The sequence below is a fragment of the Ruegeria atlantica genome (genome assembly GCF_947495585.1).
Taxonomy (GTDB): Bacteria; Pseudomonadota; Alphaproteobacteria; order Rhodobacterales; family Rhodobacteraceae; genus Ruegeria; species Ruegeria atlantica_G.
The window spans coordinates 178,011-197,317 of record NZ_CANLZK010000001.1; the positions used below are offsets into that span (position 1 = coordinate 178,011).

A 19,307-nucleotide genomic window follows, 5' to 3' on the forward strand; every position below is an offset into this window, starting at 1 on the left:
TTTGGTCACCAGAAGCGACTTTTGTCTCCTTTTTTGCAGCCAAGGCATCCTCATTTGCCAATTCATGAATTCGTTGTAAGCTGAACTTATGATTGCAAAAAACGCCAAGTTGTTTCGGGGCGTTGATTTAAATAGCACCTTTAACGACCGAGGATGAGCAATGTCCGGAAGTCTTTTGAAGTACACGCGTGTTCTTGAGATTGTCGGAGACACGATCAAAGTCAGGGTGCCTCTGGACGGATCGACTGACGCAGCAGTGCGTTTCAATGATCTGGCCGTAATCGAAACCGTGGACGGCCACAAGACACTGGCGCAGGCCATTTTTATTGACCGGGATGTTGTCACCCTGCAGGTGTTTTCCGGCACCAAGGGCATCTCGACCGAGGCGACGGCGACGTTTCTGGGCCACCCGATGCAGACGCCGTATTCACAGAACATTCTGGGCCGCGTTTTTGATGGTGCGGGCGTTTCAATCGACGGCGGACCCGACCTGTCGTCTGAACCGCGCGTGGATATTGGCGGGCCAACCGTGAACCCGGCAGAACGCGCCGTGCCCAACAAGATGATCCGGACGGACGTGCCGATGATCGACGTGTTCAACACGCTGGTTGAAAGCCAGAAAATCCCTATCTTTTCGGTTTCGGGTGAGCCGTTCAACGCGTTCCTTAGTCGTATCGGCATTCAGGCGGACGCGGACATCGTGGTGTTTGGCGGGCTGGGTCTGATCTTTGATGACTACTTTACCTTCCGCACATCGTTTGAGGATGCAGGTGTGTTTTCCCGGACAGTGATGTTCGTCAATCAGGCGATGGATCCGCTGGTCGAACGCTTGCTGGTGCCTGACATGGCGCTGGCCGTTGCCGAGAAATTCGCGGTGGAAGAGGGCAAACGCGTGCTGGTTTTGCTGACTGATATGACCGCTTATGCCGACGCGATGAAAGAAGTGGGTATCAGCCAAGAGCGCGTGCCGTCGCAGCGTGGCTACATGGGCGACCTTTATTCCCAGCTGGCCCGCCGGTACGAAAAAGCCTGCGACTATGCCAAGGGCGGATCGGTGACCGTGCTGACCGTTACAACGATGCCCGGCAATGACGTGACCCATCCGGTGCCCGACAACACGGGCTATATCACCGAGGGGCAGATCTATCTGCATTCGGGCGTGATTGACCCGTTCGGCAGCCTGTCGCGGCTCAAGCAGAACGTGATCGGCAAAACCACGCGTGAGGACCACAGTCAGATCATGAACACCATGATCCGGTTCTATTCCGAAAGCCGAGACGCCGCGCAGAAACAGGCGATGGCGTTCGACCTTTCGGACTATGACCACCAGTTGCTGAAGTTCGGTGCTTTGTTCAAAGCGCGCTTCATGGACATCAACGTTTCGATCCCGCTCGAAGATGCGCTGGATCTGGGCTGGAAAACTCTGGCGGAGTGTTTCGCGCCCGAGCAATTGCTGATGAAGCAAACCCTGATCGACAAATATTTCCCAAAGGATGCCGATGGCGCGGTTGCAGCTGAATAAATCTTCGCTCGCACGCGAGCAGACGCAGTTGAAAAGCTATGAGCGGTTCCTGCCATCGCTGGACCTTAAGCGTCAGCAGTTGATGGCCGAGCGCGCCAAGGCGCGCGAGGATGTCCAACGTTTGCAAGAAGAGGTGCAGGATCTGGCGCAAAAGGTTGGGGAAAAGCTGCCGATGCTGGCGCAGCAAGGCGTCGATCTGGACGGTCTGGTTGAGCTGAAGGACTACAAGGTCAAAGAGGTCAACGTTGTCGGCGTCAAGATGCCCGCGCTGGACCGGATCGAGGTTGCGGTGCGCCCGTATTCCTATCTGGCCAAACCTCATTGGGTCGATGCGGCGGCCCGGTTGTTGCACGATATGATCGAGGCGCGTCTACGGGTCAAAGTTGCCGAAGAGCGGGTGAAGATATTCGATAAGGCCGTGGCCACAATCACCCAGCGTGTCAATCTGTTCGAAAAGGTTCTGATCCCGCGCGCCAAAGCCAACATCAAGAAAATCCGTATCTATCTTAGCGATGAGCAGATGCAGGCTGTAGTCCGTTCGAAAATCTCGAAGCGCAAACATGCGCAGGAGGCTGTAGCATGAGTGTTGCGAGGCTCAAGAAACTGTCTCTGGTCGGGCGGGCAGGCCAGAAGGCTGCGACCCTTGAGTCGCTGCAGGAACTGGGGTGCATGCACGTTTTGCCGCTGGCCCCGCCCCCCTCTGAGCCGGAAAAGATCAGTGAGCGGGGCGCGCGGGATGCCTATAAGGCGCTGCGGTTCCTGAATGACGTGTCCGAGCCGCGCCGACAGATTCAGCGCGATCCCGGTTTTGACATGGACCAATTCGTCGGGGATGTGCTGGACTTGATGCAGCGCACTCGCGACATGACGGATCACAGGGATTTTCTTGCCAACCGAATTGCACAGGTGCGCCCTTGGGGGGACTTGGATTTTCCACCCGACGATGTTTTAGCGGGGAACCGGTTGTGGTTTTATCAACTGCCACTGAAGTATCGCGATGCGTTGGAGGCCTTGGATATACCCTGGGCCATACTCGAGCAGGACCATAGGTTCATCTACGCCGTACTGATTGTGCCAGATGAGCCGGATGACGATATCCTTCCGGTTCCGCGCACGCACACCGGATCATTGCCCATTCACGAGCTTGAGGCACAACTGGAAGAAGCCGAGATCGCGATCGAAGCGCTTGAGGCTGAACGCGTTGCGCAAACCCGATACCTAACACTGATGCGCCGGAACCTTTCGGTTGCCGAAAGCGCGGCTGAGCTGGCCCATGCCACGCAAAAGGTGCGCGACGAAGAGGCGATGTTTGCCCTTCAGGGCTGGGTGCCCGAGGATCGTATAGATGCGGTTCTGGACATGGCAAACGCTAAGGATGCCGCTGTGCTGATCGAAGAACCCGGCCCCGAAGACAGCCCGCCTACTTTGTTGGAACAACCAGAAAAGCGCAGTGCTGCCGTGGACTTGGCGCTGTTTTATCAAGTGCCGGGTTACAAGGACTGGGACCCCAGTGTCATCGTCGCCGTTTCATTTGCGGTCTTCTTCGCAATGATCGTAGCCGACGCGGGATACGGCGCGATTATCCTGTTGGGCCTTTTACTATTCTGGAAGCGGCTTGATGCAACACCGGGTGAACGATCCTGGCGACGCTTTGGGGTGATCATTTCCAGCGCAACAATCCTGTATGGCGTCCTCGTCGGCAGTTATTTCGGCGTGTCACCAGCCGAGGGGTCGTTCTGGTCCAAGCTCAAATTGCTCGACCTGAACAATTTCGGTGCGATGATGATGGTCTCGATTGTCGTTGGCGTTTTGCATTTGGTACTGGCCAATGCGCTTGCCGCACGGGCGGCATGGGGGCACCGGAAGGCCATCGCCAATCTGGGCTGGATCGCTGCGCTGATTGGCGGGTTCGTTCTGTGGCTCAGCTACATGAAAGGTAATTCTCCGGTGCCGGGCGCGGCATTTATTGGGATCGGTGCGCTGGCCATCGTCTGGTTCTCAAGCGAGCGGGTCATTAATAAGCCCACCGACTGGGTTTGGCGTCTGATCGAAGGGCTGCAAAGCCTTGCCGGGGCCATGGGCGCATTTGGCGATGTGCTAAGCTACATGCGCCTGTTTGCGTTGGGTCTGGCCTCGGCCTCACTGGCGATCACGTTCAACGATTTGGCGGTTTCAGTCATGCATTCGCTCAAGGGGGTGGGCGTTCTGTTCGCCTTGCTGATCCTGATCATCGGCCACATTCTCAACTTCGCGCTCGCCATGATGAGCGGCGTCGTCCACGGTTTGCGTCTCAATTACATCGAATTCTTTAAATGGGGTCTGCCGGACGAAGGCATTGTCTTTCGCCCGTTCGCCCGCAAGGAGGTTCAGGAATGAATGAGCTTGTATTGACATTGGGTTGGCTTGGCATCTACGCGCCAATGGCGCTGGGCGCAGCCGCCAGCGCCGTCGGATGCTCGATCGCGGGCATGGCCAGTATTGGGGCCATGACGGAAACCGACGGCGGCTATGGCCGCTTTGTCGGCGTTTCGGCCTTTCCTTCGACGATGGTGATTTATGGCATCGTCATCATGTTTACCCTGAACCGCGAGGTGACACCCGAAAACGCGGGCGGCTTGTTCGGGATTGGTATCCTGTCGGGCATCGCATTGATGTATTGCGGGATCTGGCAGGGTCGGGCCTGTGCTGCGGCGATCAACGCCACCAAGGAAAAGCCGGAGATCTTTGGCCTGGCGCTTGCCCCAGCAGCGATCATCGAAGGGTTTGGCGTGTTCGCCTTTGTCTTTGCCCTTGTCATCAGCGCGGGGATCAGTTGATGGCACAGGATGGCATGATTTCTCATGGCGTGGATGCCTTGATTGATAAGCTGCGCAACGATGGCGTGGCTGCTGGTCAGGCCGACGCCGAAAAACTGCGCACTGACGCCAAGGCCGAAGCCGCCAAAATTCTGGCGGACGCCAAACGCGAGGCGGACGATTATCAGAAAAAGGCGCGCACCGATTCCGACAAATATCGCGCTGCTGGGGAAGAGGCGCTTAACACCGCTATGCGTGATGCGGTTTTGACCATGAAGGGTGGATTGACCGACCGGTTTCGCGAAGATGTTGAACGTCTGGTGACCAAGGAAATGGCCGACCCGAAATTGCTGAAACAGATGATTTTGGAGGTCGTCGGTCGCGAATCCGAAGGCGTCAATTCGGATGGCAAGGTGCAGGTCATTTTGCCCGCCAAAGTCGCAACGCAAGAAGACATCAAGCAGAACGCCGATGACATTCAATCCGGCAAGCTGACCAAATACGTTCTCGGCCTGACAGCCGACATGTTGCGTGAACAGGTAGAGCTGCATGCATCGAATGACGCGCAGGGCGGTATCCGCGTGCGGGCCGAAGATCAGGGCGTTGTACTTGATCTAACAGACAAGGCGGTCGCCTCGTTGCTGATGGAGCATCTGCAGCCACGGTTTCGCGCCGTGCTAGAAGGTGTGATCCGCTGAGATGTCTGACCAAGACGCCTATATCGCCCTGATCAGCAGCCTGCCGGGCTCTGAGCGGTTGTTCGTGGCCAAGCAGCCTCCGCTGTCGCGGCTGCGGCTGGACCGTCGCCTCAAGGCGCTGACGCCCGAGGACGCTAAGGTTCTGAAGGTTATGGAACATGCTCTGAACTGGAGCGCATATGACATGGATGTCACTGACGCGCAGGCTGTTTTGAGGTGCAAACAAGCGTTGGCCGAAGTCCCGCAATCATCTTTGCGCCGCCTGTTCCTTGAACGGATGGACCTGCGTACTGTTGTTGCGGCATTGCGCTTGCGCGGGCAGGGTGGCAATCCGCCGTCCGGTGCGTATGGGATTGGACGTTGGAGCCGTCACATCCCCGCCAATTGGGGTGACCCGGATTTCCGTCTGTCCACGGCGATGCCGTGGATCAAGGAAGCACGCCAGTTGCTTGAGGCCGAGGACCCCTTGGGTCTGGAACGACTGCTGCTGTCAGTCAGCCATAAGCAACTGAAACGACACGCCGCCCGTCACCTATTCGATTTTGAGGCCGTGGCCATCTATGTCCTGATCTGGAACATTTTCGATCGCTGGGCGCAAAGCAACGCGCAGAATGCGGCCGAAAGATTTGAGAAGCTAGCCCAGCAAGCCATGAGCAATGTCGCAGATTTCGATTTTGAGAGAGTAAGCGCATGACTGCCCAAACACCTTCGGTTCAAACCGCAACCGCCCGTGTCGTCTCTGTCCAGGAAGGTCTTGTGAAAATTCAGGCCAACCAAGACGCCGCCGGTGTTCCGGGACAACTGGTCAAGAACGAGGTCGTGTTCATCCTTCCGACTCGTTCCGGCCCGGGCGGGCGTCAGGAACGCCTGAAGGCTGAGGTGCTGCGCGTGCGCGGCGAAACTGCCGACGTTCAGGTTTACGAAAGCACGGACGGCGTCGCGGTTGGTGATCCGGTTGAACAGTCAGGACAGCTGCTTTCGGTCGAACTTGGGCCGGGGCTTTTGGGGCAGGTCTTTGACGGCCTGCAATCGCCTTTGACCAAGGTTGCGGCCGAGTTCGGGACTTTCCTGCCGCGCGGGGCGGATGTGGCACCGCTGGATGATCAGGCAAAATGGTCTTTCACTCCCACAGTCAAAGTTGGCGACACGATCAAGGCCGGCGACAGCATCGGTACGGTTCCTGAAGGCCGGTTTACCCACAAAATCATGTTACCTTTCAACTGGGTCGGCGATTACAGTGTTGTCTGGGTTCAGAAAGGTGCAGCCTCGATCCACGAGATTGTCGCCCGGCTTGAAGACGAGCAGGGTGGTGAGCACACGCTGACCCTGTGCCAAAAGTGGCCGGTACGACGACCGTTACCTGAAACCATCCTGAAACGCGCCCTGTCGGAACGGTTGTACCCAACGGAACCCGTGCTGACCTCGCAACGCCTGATCGACACGTTCTTCCCCATAGCGCGCGGTGGCACGGCCTGTATTCCTGGCCCGTTCGGTGCGGGCAAAACCGTGCTGCAAAACCTGATCGCTCGGAACTCCAAAGTGGATATCGTGATCGTCGTTGCCTGTGGTGAACGCGCGGGCGAGGTTGTTGAAACGATACACGAATTCCCCAAGATGACCGATCCGATGTCGGGCGGCAGTCTGATGGATCGGACGATCATCATCTGTAACACCTCTTCCATGCCTGTAGCGGCACGTGAGGCATCGATCTTCACCGGCATCACCCTGGGCGAGTATTACCGCCAGATGGGCTATGACGTGCTGTTGATCGCTGACAGCACCAGCCGCTGGGCGCAAGCCATGCGCGAGACCTCCGGCAAGCTGGAGGAAATCCCCGGGGAAGAGGGCTTCCCTGCCTATCTGGAAAGCTCGATCAAGGGCCTGTACGAGCGCGCAGGAGCGATGAAGACCAATGATGGCGATCTGGGTAGTCTGACGCTGATTGGAACGGTTTCACCAGCGGGTGGCAATTTTGACGAGCCTGTGACGCAGTCCACGTTGTCTACTGTGAAGTGCTTTCTGGGGCTGTCCTCGGAACGGGCTTATAAACGGTTCTATCCTGCGGTTGACCCAATGCTTAGCTGGTCGCGATACACCGATCAGCTCGCGGATTGGTACGACAAGAACGCCGAGCCCGGTTGGACAGGCAAGGTGCGCGATCTGCTGGCCCTGATTGAAAAAGGCGAACAGGTCGACCAGATGATGCAGGTGACCGGCGAAGAAGGTGTCACCATCGAGGACTTCGTCACGCAGCAAAAAGCGCTGTTCGTGGACATGGTGTACCTACAGCAGGATGCCTTTGACAAAGTCGACGCAACCGTCCCGCTAGAGCGTCAGAAGATGACATTCAAGCTGGTCTATGATGTTACGCAATCAACTGCGGAATTCGAAGATAAGGGTGAAGTGCGTCAGGTGTTCACCCACCTCACAGGGCTTATGAAGAATTTCCACTATGCTGCGGAAAATACACCGGAATTCAAATCGCTGTGGGGGCAGATTCAGGATCTTTGTCGCGAAAAATTTGGGGTATAAGTCAGGAAAGTGGTAGCCCGTAGGGGAAACATGGACTGCCAAGTAAAACAATTGCTTACACGGGCTAACCCCTCTCTAACAGTTCTTAACTGCACCTGAGGAAATTGAGTCGTATGGCTAACCATTGCTGCATGACTTGAGCAAGGAAAGTTCGATGAAAAGGGAAAATATACCTCAATTTGTTGGAACCCCATTTTTCTAAATCAACGCAAATTTTTCGCAACGAAAGTTGCACTGGTGGTTCTATCTGAGGCGGATCAGCGGAGAACGCCTTGAGACTATCGGCGAATTCTAAAGCCTAGTTTTTCTGCTTGGATAATTCGAGTTGTTTGCTAAGTTTTCGCGCTGTGAATTATAGCCAACAGGATTAACAGATGTCCGAATCCGAAGAAGAAAATGTCGCCGCCTCCCTACTTGAGGTGGTCGGAGAAATTGGTGTTCCTGACCCGGTTCAGAAGGGTTTTCTCAAAGCTGCAAATCGTTTGATTGGTGCTGCAATCGACATACCTGCCGCTTGGCTCGAGGGCTTTGCGTCGGATCACCGAGCGTCCGCCGATGCCCGGCGGGAGTTGCAGATGGCAGCGGCAAAAAAGATTTCTGCTGAATTTGGCGGTAGTTCGGACTTGGCCAATAGAGCATTTGCCCAACAAGCATCACGAATTCTCCGTACTCAAGTGAATTTAGAGGATGTCGTTGCTCGTACTGCCGAGGAACTCGCGTCCGACAGCCAGCCCGATAATCCTTCAGGGTCTCCATCTGATGACTGGCTTGAAACTTTTCGTGCCGAGGCAGAGTTAAGATCTGAAGAGGATGTTCAATCCGCTTTTTCTAGAATACTTGCTGGAGAAATACGTCGTCCGGGCACCTTCTCGATCCGCACCATTCGTGCAATTGGGCAAATGGACCAACAAACAGCTAAAATCTTCCAAAATTTCGCGAATGTTTGTGTAAGCGTAGCCGGAGGATTCGATGTGCGAGTTCCTAGTTTGGGTGGCAATGCCCACCAGAACCGTTTAGGGGGTTTTGGTCTCAGCTTTGGCGACCTCAATATATTGCAAGAAAACGGTTTGGTCCAAAACGACTATCATTCTTGGTTGGAATACTCGCAATTCGCGAGGTATCGTGTCCCGCTAGAGTATGCTGGTAGCAGCTTGATTTTGTCTCTCAGTAATCCGAATACTTCAAGTGTCAGAGTGAATGGACCTGCACTGACTGCGGTGGGGCGCGAATTACTAAAGATCACTGATCCCTCCGAGAACAAAAAGTATACAATTGAACTAAAATCTTTCCTCGATGGCGCAGGCCTGAAGTTAGAGTAACCACGGGCTTTAGATACTAACATTGTGGAGTTGTTATGGGAACTACCAACCAAATGATGATTTAGTTGAAAAAAATTTCTTAAGTTGTTGATAAGTAAAGGAAAATGGTAGCCCGTACGAGAATCGAACTCGTCTTTCCAGGTTGAAAACCTGGCGTCCTAACCGATAGACGAACGGGCCACATTGGCTAACCAGTGAAGTTAGAGGTTAGCCGCAGCTAACCCACTGGAAAACATATAAAAATACAAGTTGGTAGCCCGTAGGGGAATCGAACCCCTCTTTCCAGGTTGAAAACCTGGCGTCCTAACCGATAGACGAACGGGCCACGCTTGCTTGTGGAGGGCCTTTTACGGTTTACCTCTGACCCCCGCAAGCCGAAAAATGCAGGGATGCGAAACTTTTTTGGCAGGGCCGGAAATGGGCTCAGTTTGCCTCTGCCGCGTCCTCCAGTCTCAGCTGAACGCTTTGCCGTCCACCCCATGTGTTCACCTCAAGCCGTCCGGCGAAATGAAAGCGCGCGCCGCCATGGTTGGACAGCTTTTCCCCCATCGATCCGTCAAAGGCTCCAAAGGCAATGGCATCAAGGCCACCACCAACCCCGTCGGAAAGCGACAGTTTCAGATGGGATTCCCCCACGCGCTTGGCGAAGCGCACCTGCAGGTCCGGCAACGCATAGCGCGGGGCAGGGGCGCTGGCCCCGAAAGGACCGGCTTTTTCAATCTGTTCGATCAGATCGACCGAAGCTGCGCCCGGCATAAGCGCTCCGTCTAGCTTCATGTCTGCAGGACCGCCTTTGCCCGCGCCTTGCTTGGCCAACAACTCGCTGAGGCGTTCCATGGCCGGTTCCAACTGATCGCGCATAACGGTCAGCCCTGCGGCCATCTTGTGCCCGCCGCCTTTGACCAAAAGTCCCTCGGCCGCCAACCGTTGGATTGATGCCCCCAGATCAACGCCAGAAACCGACCGCCCCGAACCCTTGCCTTCATCGCCGTCAAAGCCGATGACAATTGCGGGTCTGTTGGCGTTTTCCTTGAGGCGGGATGCCACGATACCGACAACCCCGGGATGCCACCCTTCGCCCGCCGCCCAAACCAGGGGTGCGTCCAGACCACGTTCTTCGGCCTGTTCCAGTGCTGCCGCACGTACTGCGTTTTCGATGTCACGACGCTCGGTGTTCAACTCATCCAACCTTTGAGACAGCGCTTCAGCTTCGGTCATCGAGTCCGTGCTCAGCAGTCGCGCGCCCAGATCGGCCTGACCGATCCGCCCGCCCGCATTGACGCGCGGACCCAGAAGAAAACCCAGGTGATAGCTGGTAGGGGCTGAATCCATACGCGCCACATCCGACAGCGCCACTAATCCGGGCCGTTGCCGCTGTGCCATGACCTTAAGGCCTTGTCGCACCAGCGCCCGGTTCGCGTCGATCAGCGGGGCCACGTCTGCAACGGTTGCCAATGCCACAAGATCCAGCAGCCCGATCAGGTCGGGCCCCTTAACCTCAGCCTCACGCAGTTGCCGACCAGCCTCAACCAGCATCAGGAACACCACGCCGGCAGCGCAGAAATACCCCAAATCACCGCTCTCATCCTGCCGGTTTGGGTTCACGACCGCCACGCAATCGGGCAGCGTTTCACCACCAAGGTGGTGGTCCAGCACAATGACATCCGCGCCTTTTGCCGCCGCGATAGGTTCATGGCTAAGCGTTCCGCAATCCACGCAGATGATTAGGTCATGCGCAGCCGCCAGTTCCTGCATTGCAGGCACGTTCGGCCCATAACCCTCATCAATTCGGTCTGGCACATACAGCGTGGCTTGCAGCCCCATCTGACGCATCCAGACAAGCAACAAAGCCGCCGAACTGCCCCCATCGACGTCGTAATCGGCAAAAACCGCGATCCGCTGCCTGTTTCGGACAGCTTCCAAAAACCGCGTTGCGGCGGTCTCCATATCCTTCATGGACCGGGGATCCGGTAGCAATTCCTTCAGCTTTGGTTCAAGAAAGCTTTCGGCTTCCATGGGTGGCACTCCGCGCCGTGCCAGAACCTGACATAGCGCACGTGGCAGCCCGGACTGTTGCACCAGCATTTCGGTGGCCCGTTCGACCTCGGCCTCCGGTCCGATCCAACGCCGCCCGGTCAGTGACTGCTCAACCCCTAAAAAGCTCATGCCTGCCCCTCATATGCCAAGGCCGGACCCTCTCGGATCCGGCCTCATTGTATCTATCGAAACCTCTGCCAAAGGCAAAGGTGCAAGCCATCACGCGTTGTCGTGCGGCCAGGTTGGCGTGCGGTAGGACATGCGGCGCACCGAACCAGTTTTGGAACGCATCAGCAGGGTGGTGGTTTCAACCCAGCCCGGCTGGCGTTTGATCCGCGGCAGCAAAGAGCCACCGGTCACGCCAGTTGCGGCAAAGATCACGTCTGCGGTCACCATCTCATCGCGAGAATAAACGCGGTCCAGATCGGTGATACCCGCCTTGGCGGCGCGGCCACGCTCGTCATCATTGCGGAACAGCAGGCGGCCAAAGATCTGCCCACCCATGCATTTCAGCGCGGCAGCGGCCAGAACGCCCTCGGGGGCGCCACCCTGGCCCATGTACATGTCGATGCCGGTCTCTTCGCTTTCGGCGCAGTGCATGACACCGGCCACGTCACCATCGGTGATCAGGCGGATCGAAGCACCGGTTTCGCGCACTTCAGCGATCATCGCTTCGTGGCGGGGGCGTTCCAGAATGCAAACGGTGATGTCGGCAGGCTTGCAGCCTTTGGCATTGGCCAGTGCCTCAACGCGTTCACGCGGGCTCATGTCCAGGTTTACGACGCCTTCGGGAAAGCCCGGACCAACGGCCAGCTTGTCCATGTAAACATCAGGTGCGTGCAGCATCGAGCCACGCGGGCCCATCGCAATCACGGTCAGCGCGTTCGGCATATCCTTGGCGGTCAGAGTCGTGCCCTCAAGCGGGTCCAGCGCGATGTCCACACCGGGGCCGTTTCCGGTGCCGACCTCTTCGCCAATATACAGCATCGGTGCTTCGTCACGCTCGCCTTCGCCGATGACAACCACGCCGGCAATGTCCAGCAGGTTCAGCTGTTCGCGCATCGCGTTTACAGCCGCCTGATCCGCAGCCTTTTCGTCACCACGTCCGACCAGCGAGGCCGAGGCCAGTGCGGCCTGCTCTGCGACCCGTGCAAGGCCCAGAGACAACAGGCGGTCGTTGAAATCGATTTTGGCAGCGCTCATTTTACGTATCCTCAGGTCAATAAAGGCGTTTCATCGGGCATAGCCTGCGTTTTATGCAGGCCGCAAGGGTCAAACCTCTTCAATCCGCAATGCGACGGGCTCGCCCGACACGACATCGGTCGCGCGAAGCCCTTCCAAAGCGACATCCAGCGTGGCCCGCGTGGTCTTGTGGGTCACAATCAGAACCGGCGCGGTGGCTTCGGTGTGCCCGTACTGGCGCATCCGGTCGATCGAGACACCCGCGTCACCCAGAATGGCGGCCACTTTGGCCAGCGCACCGGGTTTGTCGAACAGCGCGAGGCGCAGATAATAGGGGGCGGGCAGGCCGGTAATGGCGGGTTTTGCGTCCTCCAACGTTGCTGAAGGGCGGCCAAAGGTCGGAATTTGCAATCCGCGCGCCAGATCGCAGACGTCGCCCATCACGGCGCTTGCCGTTGGACCTTCGCCCGCACCGGGGCCGCGCAGGACGACCTGATCGACCGCGTCGCCTTCGATGACGACCATATTGGTGCCGCCTTCCAGCTGACCCAGGGGCGAGCCGCTGGGTACAAGGCACGGCTGCATTCGCTGTTCCAGACCGCGTGCCGAGCGCTGAGCGACACCCAGCAGCTTGATGCGATAGCCCATGTCGGCTGCCTGATGAATGTCATCCAGACTGATATGCTGAATGCCTTCGATCTGGATGCCGTCGAAATTTGGTTTGGTGCCAAACGCGATAGAAGACAACAGCGCCAGCTTATGCGCCGCGTCGATGCCGCCCACGTCCAGGTTCGGGTCAGCCTCGAGGTAGCCCAGTTCGGCACATTCCTCGAACAGCGCGTTATACCCCAGCTCCTGCGATTGCATCCGCGTCAGGATATAGTTGCAGGTGCCGTTCATCACGCCCATGACGCGGGTGATTTCGTTTCCGGCCAGCCCCTCGGTCAGGGATTTGATCACAGGGATACCACCTGCAACGGCCGCTTCGAAACGGATTGCACGGCCAGCGGCCTCGGCTTTTTCAGCCAGCTCCTGACCGTGAATGGCCAACAGAGCCTTGTTCGCGGTCACCACATCCTTGCCAGCGGCCAACGCGGCTTCGACAGATGCTTTGGCGGGGCCGTTTTCGCCGCCCATAAGTTCGACAAAAATATCGACATCGTCGCGCTGCGCCAGAGAGACGGGATCAGTCTCCCATGCATACTCCGACAGGTTCACGCCACGGTCTTTGTTTGCGTCGCGCGCAGAAACAGCGGTGATTTCGATCGCGCGGCCTGTACGCGCCTGCAGCAGGTCGGCATGGCGGCGCACGATCCGCACGACACCCACGCCAACTGTTCCCAAGCCGGCAATTCCCAGCCGCAGCGCCTGTGTCATCCCGTGGGTTCCTTTCCGCTCGAATGTCCTTGGTATCGGGCTGTTTGCCCGTTCAAAGGTGCCTTAACGGGTTCGGCGTCGAGGCGCAATCCGAGACAGTGGTAACAGTCGGTTGAAACGCGAAAGGTCAGTTGGTTTGCGCGTTTTGCAGCGCTTCGGCCCTTTTGGCCAGCGCTTCGCGGCGCGCGGTCAGGTCTTCTTCAACCTCGGCCGCTTCGTTCACGGGATCTATGGGCGGGCCAAGAATGTCCTGAAGCGGGACCAGCTTCGGATACGCGGCCGAGCGCACATTCGGCTGTTCGCGTCCTTCCAATTCCGGGAAGTCCGTGCAGGCTGCGCAAGTCAGAAGCAGAACCAAAAGTGGCAGGGGCTTCATACCGAACCCTTTCAATGGAGACTGACCCCGTGATGCACCTTTTGCGGCGGTGGTTCAAGCGGGGTTCTATATGAACGCTTGTTCATATACGGTGGCGGTATGGCACGTACCCAAGGCTCTCACTCCGATATCACCGGCCCGCGCATTCGAAAAGCAGCGCTGGGGCTGTTTGCCCGACATGGCTATGCCGCTGTATCCATGCGCCAGATCGCAAAAGATGTGGGTGTGCAGGCGGGGGCGCTGTACAACTACACACCTGACAAGCAAAGCCTGCTGTTTCGCCTGATGCAGGATCACATGCAGGATCTGTTGGCTGCTTATGGTGAACTTGAAAAACCCGCCGATGCCGAGACCGCGCTACGCCGCTTTGTCGGCTTTCACATTCGGTTTCATATGGAGCGACCGGATGAAGTCTTTATTGCCTATATGGAGCTGCGCAACCTCACGCCCGAAAACTTCTCGGAAATCGAAGGCCTGCGCCGGGCTTATGAGGATTCGCTTGAAGCCATCTTGCAGGATGGGCAGAAGTCTGGGCTCTTTTCGGTTGCCGATACCAAAATCGCGACCCTGGCCGTGATCGCGATGCTGAACGGTGTGATGACCTGGTACCGTGCAGGCGGACGCTTGTCGCTGGACGAAGTAGAGCAGGTTTATTGGGATATGGTCAGACGCGCCGTAACCGCCTGACCAACTTTGCTTAATCAGTGCGCGGCGCGGATGAATGTGCCATTGCGCAGTTCTTTGAACGCCAGTTCCAGCTCGGCACGCGTGTTCATGACAATTGGACCATGCCATGCGACAGGCTCATCAATGGGCGCGCCCGAGATCAACAGAAACCGGACACCTTCCGGACCAGCTTGAACCGTGACCTCATCACCGGTGCCGAACCGAACCAGAGTGCGGTCACCGGACAGATCACGGATGTTGACCTCTTGTCCCGCGACCTCTTTTTCCAAAAGCACGCCGGTAGGTTGTGATGCATCGGCAAAGGCCGCCTGTCCTTGGAACACATAGGCAAACGCCCGGCGGTAGGTGTCGATGCGAAAGGTCTTTCTCACGCCGGCCGGAACCTGAATATCCAAGTACTGCGGGTCGGCGGCAATACCGTCTACCGAGCCGGTTTTGCCCCAGAACTCACCAACAATAACGCGCACGGTGGTGCCGTCATCATCAATGACCTCGGGGATCTCTTTGCTTTGGACATCCTGATAGCGGGGGGCTGTCATCTTTTGATCTGACGGCAGATTGCCCCACAGCTGGAAACCGTGCATTTGGCCCGCACCGTTTCCCTTGGGCATTTCCTGATGCAGGATTCCGGACCCGGCGGTCATCCACTGAACGTCGCCTGCGCCCAAAGTGCCGGTGTTGCCCAGCGAATCCGCATGCTCGACCGAGCCGGACAGGACATAAGTGATGGTTTCGATGCCGCGATGCGGATGCCAGGGGAAGCCTGCCTGATAATCCTTGGGGTGATCATTGCGGAAGTCGTCGAACAACAGGAACGGGTCAAGCTCGGACGGGTCCTGAAAGCCAAACGCCCGGTGCAATTTGACGCCTGCGCCTTCCATGGTTGGCATGGCTTTGCGGGTTTCCAATGTTGGTCTAAGGGACATGATGGCCTCCTGAATTTGTGGGGATCATGTATGCTGTTGGCGATATGCGTCAATTTGCGTGCAAACACGGGTGCTGTGCGCAATTCCATAGTCGGCTTCCCTCTGTTTTTCGGCAGACAAAGCGGATAAACCCGGACCGAGCAGAGCAGGGGACGTCAATGCAACAAGAAATTCTGGCCACGGTCCGGCCTTCATCCCCCAGACGTTGGATAGGGGTGGGGATGCTATCGACCGTGGGTGTGCTGGTCATCTATGTCGCTTTGACCACGCCACCGGAACCAGTCTGGTTGGTCTTTTTACTTGTCGTTGGTGTGGCGGCGTTCTGGCTGGCCTATCGCATGTGGCAAGCTACCAGTGACTGGATCGAGCTGACCGAGACTGAATTGCGGACCGGTTCAGGGCAGGTGATTGCGCGTGTCGAAGATATAGAGACCATCGATCAGGGGGTGTTTGCGTTCAAGCCTTCAAACGGATTTTTGTTGAAGACTAAGGACAGCGCAAAAAACAGCTGGGCACCGGGACTGTGGTGGCGATTCGGGCGCCGTGTTGGCGTCGGCGGCCTGACCACGGCCGCCGAAACAAAATTCATACTACAGGTGCTACACCCACTGGTGCTACATCCTGCTGACAAAAATGCGTAGAATTAGGCCCTCTGACTATTGGGACAAAACGTGGCCGCGTGAAAATAAAGTTATTGAATTTGTGATCCCGGGTCAGCCAACCAGTGTTCAGAAGCGGAACATAGTCTTTCGACGTTTCGACAACGATCAAAGTGTCTAGATCTGCCATTTCCGGAAGCCTCTCAACCAACGCATCGAGGTTGGAATCGGTCCAGTTGCTCTCAAACCCACAAGCTGTCGACCACTCAATTCGATAACGTTCTTCTGTCCCTGCATTTACATCAGCGGCAATGTACTGGATCACTGACAAACGCATTCTTAGAGGTGAATTGTTGTTTACCATGCGGTTGTATATCAAATACATGGATTCAGCGTAGGTATCTGTTATTGCATCTTCACCCTCACGCGAAATCAGGTCGCTCACCGTGTACGCGGCTTTTAGGTTCGCGGTGTTTTCGCGAAAACCATCAAAAAACGTATATGTAAGGGTCACCGTCCATACGAGGACCGGCATTATCAGAGCCGACTCCAGGGACAAGTTTCCGTTTTCGCGGCCCGCGAAAGCGCTGAGAAAATGTCGGATGCGTAAAGAGAGGCTCGTCATTTTAAGGCTCCTGTACAAAGGTGGTCGTCGCCGTAAGTGTGACCAGACCATCATTGCCGGACACAGCCCGCCCCATTGTCGTTGTGGGGAAAATTGGATCCACCTTGGCGCAGGCACGCAAAATCATCAGGGCATTCGATCCGCCATTCGAGAACTCACGAACCGGCTTGGCCTCTTCGGCTCTGTCTGAACAATCTGGTTCCACTGGAAGATTCACACCACCGTAAGGGTCTTGAACGATCATCTCCAATTGTAGGTTATCGGAACAATTCCGAAGCGCGACCATTTCACCGCAAATGGCATCCTTGATTGTGTCATGCTGCGAATCTGGCAAATTGATCCCAAGACGAATATCACGCACGACCAAATCCATAGAGCGATCTAGCATTGCCTGCTGGATTGTGACTAGTGAGTATTCGATGACGCCCAGTACAAAGAACATGTAAAGAGGGAACCAAATGGCGAACTCAACGGTCAATGAACCGTCCTCAGTGCGTTTGAACTGTACAACTTTTCCCAGCGCTTTGCGGATCATTGTGTCAGTCTCAGTTGTTTGATTGAGACGGCAATGGCGTCAAAAACTTGTGTTAGGTTGAGGTTCTTGTCGCCCAGAGTGCCGCCTTCGTTAACTTTGAAATAGAAGCCATCGCCGCTAGAACAGTTATTGATTACTGTAGCACCTGCGTCCGGGGCTTCGAATGCAATGCCATACACATCCACATTCTTACCCTTGATCGCGGTGCAAATATCATTCACCCGAGTGTTTTTGGTTCCGCTACCAATCGTCGTGAAGGCATTGTTGTACCAATCTCGAGTGCGCTGGTATTCGAATGCATAGTTATACTCGGCGTTCCAGTCCAAGTTCACACGATTCCACAGTTCCGGGTAGGTCAGACGGACGGATTCACCTTCTTCATTGAAGGGCTCCGAGTGCCCTCTTGTTCCCCTCCGGGTATAGAAATACTCAGGTGGGTTTTCTGATATTTGAACACTGTACTCACCAGAGCGCGTCAATGTTCTCGAGCAGTTGTATTTAACCCAAACTCCGACGTCCCAGTCATAATACTCGCGACAGTTCCTATAGTCCTTTCGAGTACTTGTGCTGGGATTGTACCAAACATCCGATAGTCCGTCGCGCAAGTCGTCGTCCAAAATCCAATTGCTAGTGTTCTGCCCGTCTGTCATGACAATCATGATCTTTTTGACATTAGATTCATATGCCAGTGGGCGGTTGCTAAACGCTACCGGAACAACCTTCTTTGGTTCGTTTCCATCCGGATCGAGCCCGGTGGTCGGATCGATTACCAAGCTTGCGTCGGCATTCTGCCGGGACAGTCTGTCGATGACTGGCTGCATTTGAGGATCCAGCAACGCGGCGCCCCATTTGACTCCGATGTCAATCGAAGTGTTTCCCCCGGAGGCCATGGCGTTGATCTGGTCGTGCAGGTCTGAGATGATGTTGGTTACCGGCGTGATGGAACTGCCGGCTCGGGTAGTGCAGACTGAAGAGGTATGGCTTTCTCGATCGTATCTGTCGCTTCTACCAAAAGGATCGAAATGCGCCGTGCGATTAAGTGCTTTGTTCGGATCGATCCCAGGTTCTGTGAATTGATCCAAGGTTAAGTTGTCCGCGAAATCTACGCAATGTGAATAACTGTGTTCGGTTGTAACCCCGGGCATATTGTCCAGAAGATTCGCCCCGGCATTCACTTGATTGTTGTAAGGAATAATCGAGATCGAAATTTTGTCCGGGTCTTCGCCCAAATAGATCGTATCCACGAATTGTATAGCGGCTTCCCGAAGTGCTTGTATCTTTGTCTTACCTGGCGTTGCCGATGGATCGCCCATTGATCCGGAGATATCCAGAACCATGGCGATTTCGAGGGATCCAATAGACTCCTCGGCGACGCTTGTGACCGCAGCCGTTAGTTTGGGATAGCCAAAAAACCACATGAAATGCGTTTTGACGTCGACACTAGCTTTTGCGGTAACTTTTCTAGACCCAATGGTTGGATTGTCAAAAACCTCAGGTTCTTCCGAAAGCTCGCCGCGTACGTCGGATTTTTCAATATAGGATTTGACCACTTCCGCCGGAGGGAGCTTTTGTTTAACGTTGGCCGCTGCAAGAACCGCGCGGTCCAGCGTGCCCTGGAGGCTGGCTCTGTCACGTTCAAAGTTCATTATATCGACACCGATACCAGCTGTCGCAAATATGAGCAAAAAGCCAACGGTCACAAAGATCGTAAACACCCCGCCATCTTCGTCGCGCGAAAAACGACGAGCCGACTCGGCTGCTTTCTCAAATCTTTTGGTGTTGCACTTAAATACGCGCATTTTCATCGGGCCGACCTCGCTGAGCAGACATCCGGCGCTGCTAAGGAAAAGTTAACGTTTGAAAACTAACGGCGAATCGTGGCGTGAATTGGGCGGAAGTGCCGAAGATATGGCAACTTTGGGCGCGAACCGTAGATAATTGAACGGCTTTTTTGCCTCTGTTTTCGGTCAGGCGACAATTCTTCCAAAGTTTAGCGCCGTGCGCGACTCAGCCCCGGTCCGAGAGCTTTCATGACGATTTCGGGTTTTATTGTTGCTTAATTATTGATCGTTTAGCCAATGGGTGCGACAAAACGTC

The 19,307-nt window shown here is 55.9% G+C and carries 18 protein-coding genes and 2 tRNA genes; 10 read left to right on the top strand and 10 right to left on the bottom strand.

All coding sequences use genetic code 11. From position 1 onward, the window contains the following. Positions 1-160: 160 nt before the first annotated feature. From QMP16_RS00840 to QMP16_RS00875, 8 genes are all read left to right on the top strand, one after another. A complete protein-coding gene (locus QMP16_RS00840; protein ID WP_170558129.1) occupies positions 161-1,522 on the top strand; it encodes a V-type ATP synthase subunit B in 1,362 nt (453 codons plus the stop codon). Further along, positions 1,500-2,105, top strand: coding sequence for a V-type ATP synthase subunit D (locus QMP16_RS00845; protein ID WP_282150884.1), 606 nt, complete (start codon positions 1,500-1,502; stop codon positions 2,103-2,105). The genes QMP16_RS00840 and QMP16_RS00845 overlap by 23 nt, the downstream gene beginning before the upstream one ends. Next, positions 2,102-3,898: a V-type ATP synthase subunit I gene (locus tag QMP16_RS00850; RefSeq protein WP_282150885.1), complete on the top strand. Its 1,797-nt coding sequence runs from the start codon at positions 2,102-2,104 to the stop codon at positions 3,896-3,898. The genes QMP16_RS00845 and QMP16_RS00850 overlap by 4 nt, the downstream gene beginning before the upstream one ends. After that, complete coding sequence (locus QMP16_RS00855; RefSeq protein ID WP_108858997.1) at positions 3,895-4,338, top strand: ATP synthase subunit C; 444 nt, start codon at positions 3,895-3,897, stop codon at positions 4,336-4,338. The genes QMP16_RS00850 and QMP16_RS00855 overlap by 4 nt, the downstream gene beginning before the upstream one ends. After that, a complete protein-coding gene (locus QMP16_RS00860) occupies positions 4,338-5,015 on the top strand; it encodes a hypothetical protein (protein ID WP_282150886.1) in 678 nt (225 codons plus the stop codon). Before QMP16_RS00855 ends, QMP16_RS00860 begins: the two co-directional genes overlap by 1 nt. Before the next feature lies 1 nt (position 5,016). After that, positions 5,017-5,709 carry a hypothetical protein gene (locus QMP16_RS00865; RefSeq protein WP_282150887.1) on the top strand — a complete coding sequence of 231 codons (693 nt, stop codon included), beginning with the start codon at positions 5,017-5,019 and terminating at the stop codon, positions 5,707-5,709. Then, complete coding sequence (locus QMP16_RS00870) at positions 5,706-7,547, top strand: V-type ATP synthase subunit A (RefSeq protein WP_282150888.1); 1,842 nt, start codon at positions 5,706-5,708, stop codon at positions 7,545-7,547. Before QMP16_RS00865 ends, QMP16_RS00870 begins: the two co-directional genes overlap by 4 nt. Positions 7,548-7,921: 374 nt before the next feature. Then, positions 7,922-8,866 (top strand): DUF2806 domain-containing protein, encoded by a 945-nt coding sequence (locus QMP16_RS00875; protein ID WP_282150889.1) that lies wholly within the window; start codon positions 7,922-7,924, stop codon positions 8,864-8,866. Between the two features lie 105 nt (positions 8,867-8,971). Here the strand turns inward: QMP16_RS00875 and QMP16_RS00880 are convergent. The 6 genes from QMP16_RS00880 to QMP16_RS00905 all read right to left on the bottom strand — a co-directional run bounded on the left by QMP16_RS00880 (position 8,972) and on the right by QMP16_RS00905 (position 13,838). Next, positions 8,972-9,046, bottom strand: a tRNA-Glu gene (locus QMP16_RS00880). A 70-nt stretch (positions 9,047-9,116) separates the two neighbouring features. Then, positions 9,117-9,191, bottom strand: a tRNA-Glu gene (locus tag QMP16_RS00885). Between the two features lie 98 nt (positions 9,192-9,289). Then, positions 9,290-11,032 carry a single-stranded-DNA-specific exonuclease RecJ gene (gene recJ, locus QMP16_RS00890; RefSeq protein ID WP_282150890.1) on the bottom strand — a complete coding sequence of 581 codons (1,743 nt, stop codon included), beginning with the start codon at positions 11,030-11,032 and terminating at the stop codon, positions 9,290-9,292. Between the two features lie 90 nt (positions 11,033-11,122). Then, positions 11,123-12,106 (bottom strand): class II fructose-bisphosphatase, encoded by a 984-nt coding sequence (gene glpX / locus QMP16_RS00895; RefSeq protein ID WP_282150891.1) that lies wholly within the window; start codon positions 12,104-12,106, stop codon positions 11,123-11,125. Positions 12,107-12,175: 69 nt separating this feature from the next. After that, positions 12,176-13,462 carry a homoserine dehydrogenase gene (locus QMP16_RS00900; protein ID WP_282150892.1) on the bottom strand — a complete coding sequence of 429 codons (1,287 nt, stop codon included), beginning with the start codon at positions 13,460-13,462 and terminating at the stop codon, positions 12,176-12,178. A 127-nt stretch (positions 13,463-13,589) separates the two neighbouring features. Continuing rightward, entirely contained in the window at positions 13,590-13,838 is a 249-nt protein-coding gene (locus tag QMP16_RS00905) for a hypothetical protein (RefSeq protein WP_058274791.1), read from the bottom strand. A 99-nt stretch (positions 13,839-13,937) separates the two neighbouring features. Between QMP16_RS00905 and QMP16_RS00910 the strand changes: the two genes are divergently transcribed. Further along, a complete protein-coding gene (locus tag QMP16_RS00910) occupies positions 13,938-14,525 on the top strand; it encodes a TetR/AcrR family transcriptional regulator (RefSeq protein WP_058277332.1) in 588 nt (195 codons plus the stop codon). A gap of 14 nt (positions 14,526-14,539) precedes the next feature. Here the strand turns inward: QMP16_RS00910 and QMP16_RS00915 are convergent, their stop codons facing one another. Beyond that, complete coding sequence (locus QMP16_RS00915; RefSeq protein WP_282150893.1) at positions 14,540-15,451, bottom strand: pirin family protein; 912 nt, start codon at positions 15,449-15,451, stop codon at positions 14,540-14,542. 158 nt (positions 15,452-15,609) lie between these two features. Here QMP16_RS00915 and QMP16_RS00920 point away from each other — a divergent pair, with 158 nt between their 5' ends. Further along, positions 15,610-16,092 carry a hypothetical protein gene (locus QMP16_RS00920; protein ID WP_282150894.1) on the top strand — a complete coding sequence of 161 codons (483 nt, stop codon included), beginning with the start codon at positions 15,610-15,612 and terminating at the stop codon, positions 16,090-16,092. On the opposite strand, the gene QMP16_RS00925 is transcribed toward QMP16_RS00920, so the two are convergent. From QMP16_RS00925 to QMP16_RS00935, 3 genes are read right to left on the bottom strand one after another with little or no spacing between them, the layout of a single operon-like run. Further along, entirely contained in the window at positions 16,037-16,675 is a 639-nt protein-coding gene (locus QMP16_RS00925; RefSeq protein ID WP_282150895.1) for a TadE/TadG family type IV pilus assembly protein, read from the bottom strand. The genes QMP16_RS00920 and QMP16_RS00925 overlap by 56 nt on opposite strands. A 1-nt stretch (position 16,676) precedes the next feature. Next, entirely contained in the window at positions 16,677-17,210 is a 534-nt protein-coding gene (locus QMP16_RS00930) for a TadE/TadG family type IV pilus assembly protein (RefSeq protein ID WP_282150896.1), read from the bottom strand. After that, on the bottom strand, positions 17,207-19,015 hold the full coding sequence (locus tag QMP16_RS00935; protein WP_282150897.1) for a Tad domain-containing protein: 1,809 nt from the start codon (positions 19,013-19,015) through the stop codon (positions 17,207-17,209). The genes QMP16_RS00930 and QMP16_RS00935 overlap by 4 nt, the downstream gene beginning before the upstream one ends. Between the last annotated feature and the right edge of the window lie 292 nt (positions 19,016-19,307).

What these genes read in the sequence shown, in the direction of transcription:
- QMP16_RS00845 (WP_282150884.1), top strand. Translation starts at nt 1,500, where the DNA reads ATGGCGCGGTTGCAGCTGAATAAATCTTCGCTCGCACGCGAGCAGACG.
- QMP16_RS00930 (WP_282150896.1), bottom strand. Translation starts at nt 17,210, where the DNA reads ATGATCCGCAAAGCGCTGGGAAAAGTTGTACAGTTCAAACGCACTGAG.
- QMP16_RS00915 (WP_282150893.1), bottom strand. Translation starts at nt 15,451, where the DNA reads ATGTCCCTTAGACCAACATTGGAAACCCGCAAAGCCATGCCAACCATG.
- QMP16_RS00855 (WP_108858997.1), top strand. Translation starts at nt 3,895, where the DNA reads ATGAATGAGCTTGTATTGACATTGGGTTGGCTTGGCATCTACGCGCCA.
- QMP16_RS00920 (WP_282150894.1), top strand. Translation starts at nt 15,610, where the DNA reads ATGCAACAAGAAATTCTGGCCACGGTCCGGCCTTCATCCCCCAGACGT.
- QMP16_RS00925 (WP_282150895.1), bottom strand. Translation starts at nt 16,675, where the DNA reads ATGACGAGCCTCTCTTTACGCATCCGACATTTTCTCAGCGCTTTCGCG.
- QMP16_RS00910 (WP_058277332.1), top strand. Translation starts at nt 13,938, where the DNA reads ATGGCACGTACCCAAGGCTCTCACTCCGATATCACCGGCCCGCGCATT.
- QMP16_RS00875 (WP_282150889.1), top strand. Translation starts at nt 7,922, where the DNA reads ATGTCCGAATCCGAAGAAGAAAATGTCGCCGCCTCCCTACTTGAGGTG.
- QMP16_RS00870 (WP_282150888.1), top strand. Translation starts at nt 5,706, where the DNA reads ATGACTGCCCAAACACCTTCGGTTCAAACCGCAACCGCCCGTGTCGTC.
- QMP16_RS00860 (WP_282150886.1), top strand. Translation starts at nt 4,338, where the DNA reads ATGGCACAGGATGGCATGATTTCTCATGGCGTGGATGCCTTGATTGAT.
- glpX (WP_282150891.1), bottom strand. Translation starts at nt 12,106, where the DNA reads ATGAGCGCTGCCAAAATCGATTTCAACGACCGCCTGTTGTCTCTGGGC.
- QMP16_RS00935 (WP_282150897.1), bottom strand. Translation starts at nt 19,015, where the DNA reads ATGAAAATGCGCGTATTTAAGTGCAACACCAAAAGATTTGAGAAAGCA.
- QMP16_RS00865 (WP_282150887.1), top strand. Translation starts at nt 5,017, where the DNA reads ATGTCTGACCAAGACGCCTATATCGCCCTGATCAGCAGCCTGCCGGGC.
- QMP16_RS00840 (WP_170558129.1), top strand. Translation starts at nt 161, where the DNA reads ATGTCCGGAAGTCTTTTGAAGTACACGCGTGTTCTTGAGATTGTCGGA.
- recJ (WP_282150890.1), bottom strand. Translation starts at nt 11,032, where the DNA reads ATGAGCTTTTTAGGGGTTGAGCAGTCACTGACCGGGCGGCGTTGGATC.
- QMP16_RS00905 (WP_058274791.1), bottom strand. Translation starts at nt 13,838, where the DNA reads ATGAAGCCCCTGCCACTTTTGGTTCTGCTTCTGACTTGCGCAGCCTGC.
- QMP16_RS00850 (WP_282150885.1), top strand. Translation starts at nt 2,102, where the DNA reads ATGAGTGTTGCGAGGCTCAAGAAACTGTCTCTGGTCGGGCGGGCAGGC.
- QMP16_RS00900 (WP_282150892.1), bottom strand. Translation starts at nt 13,462, where the DNA reads ATGACACAGGCGCTGCGGCTGGGAATTGCCGGCTTGGGAACAGTTGGC.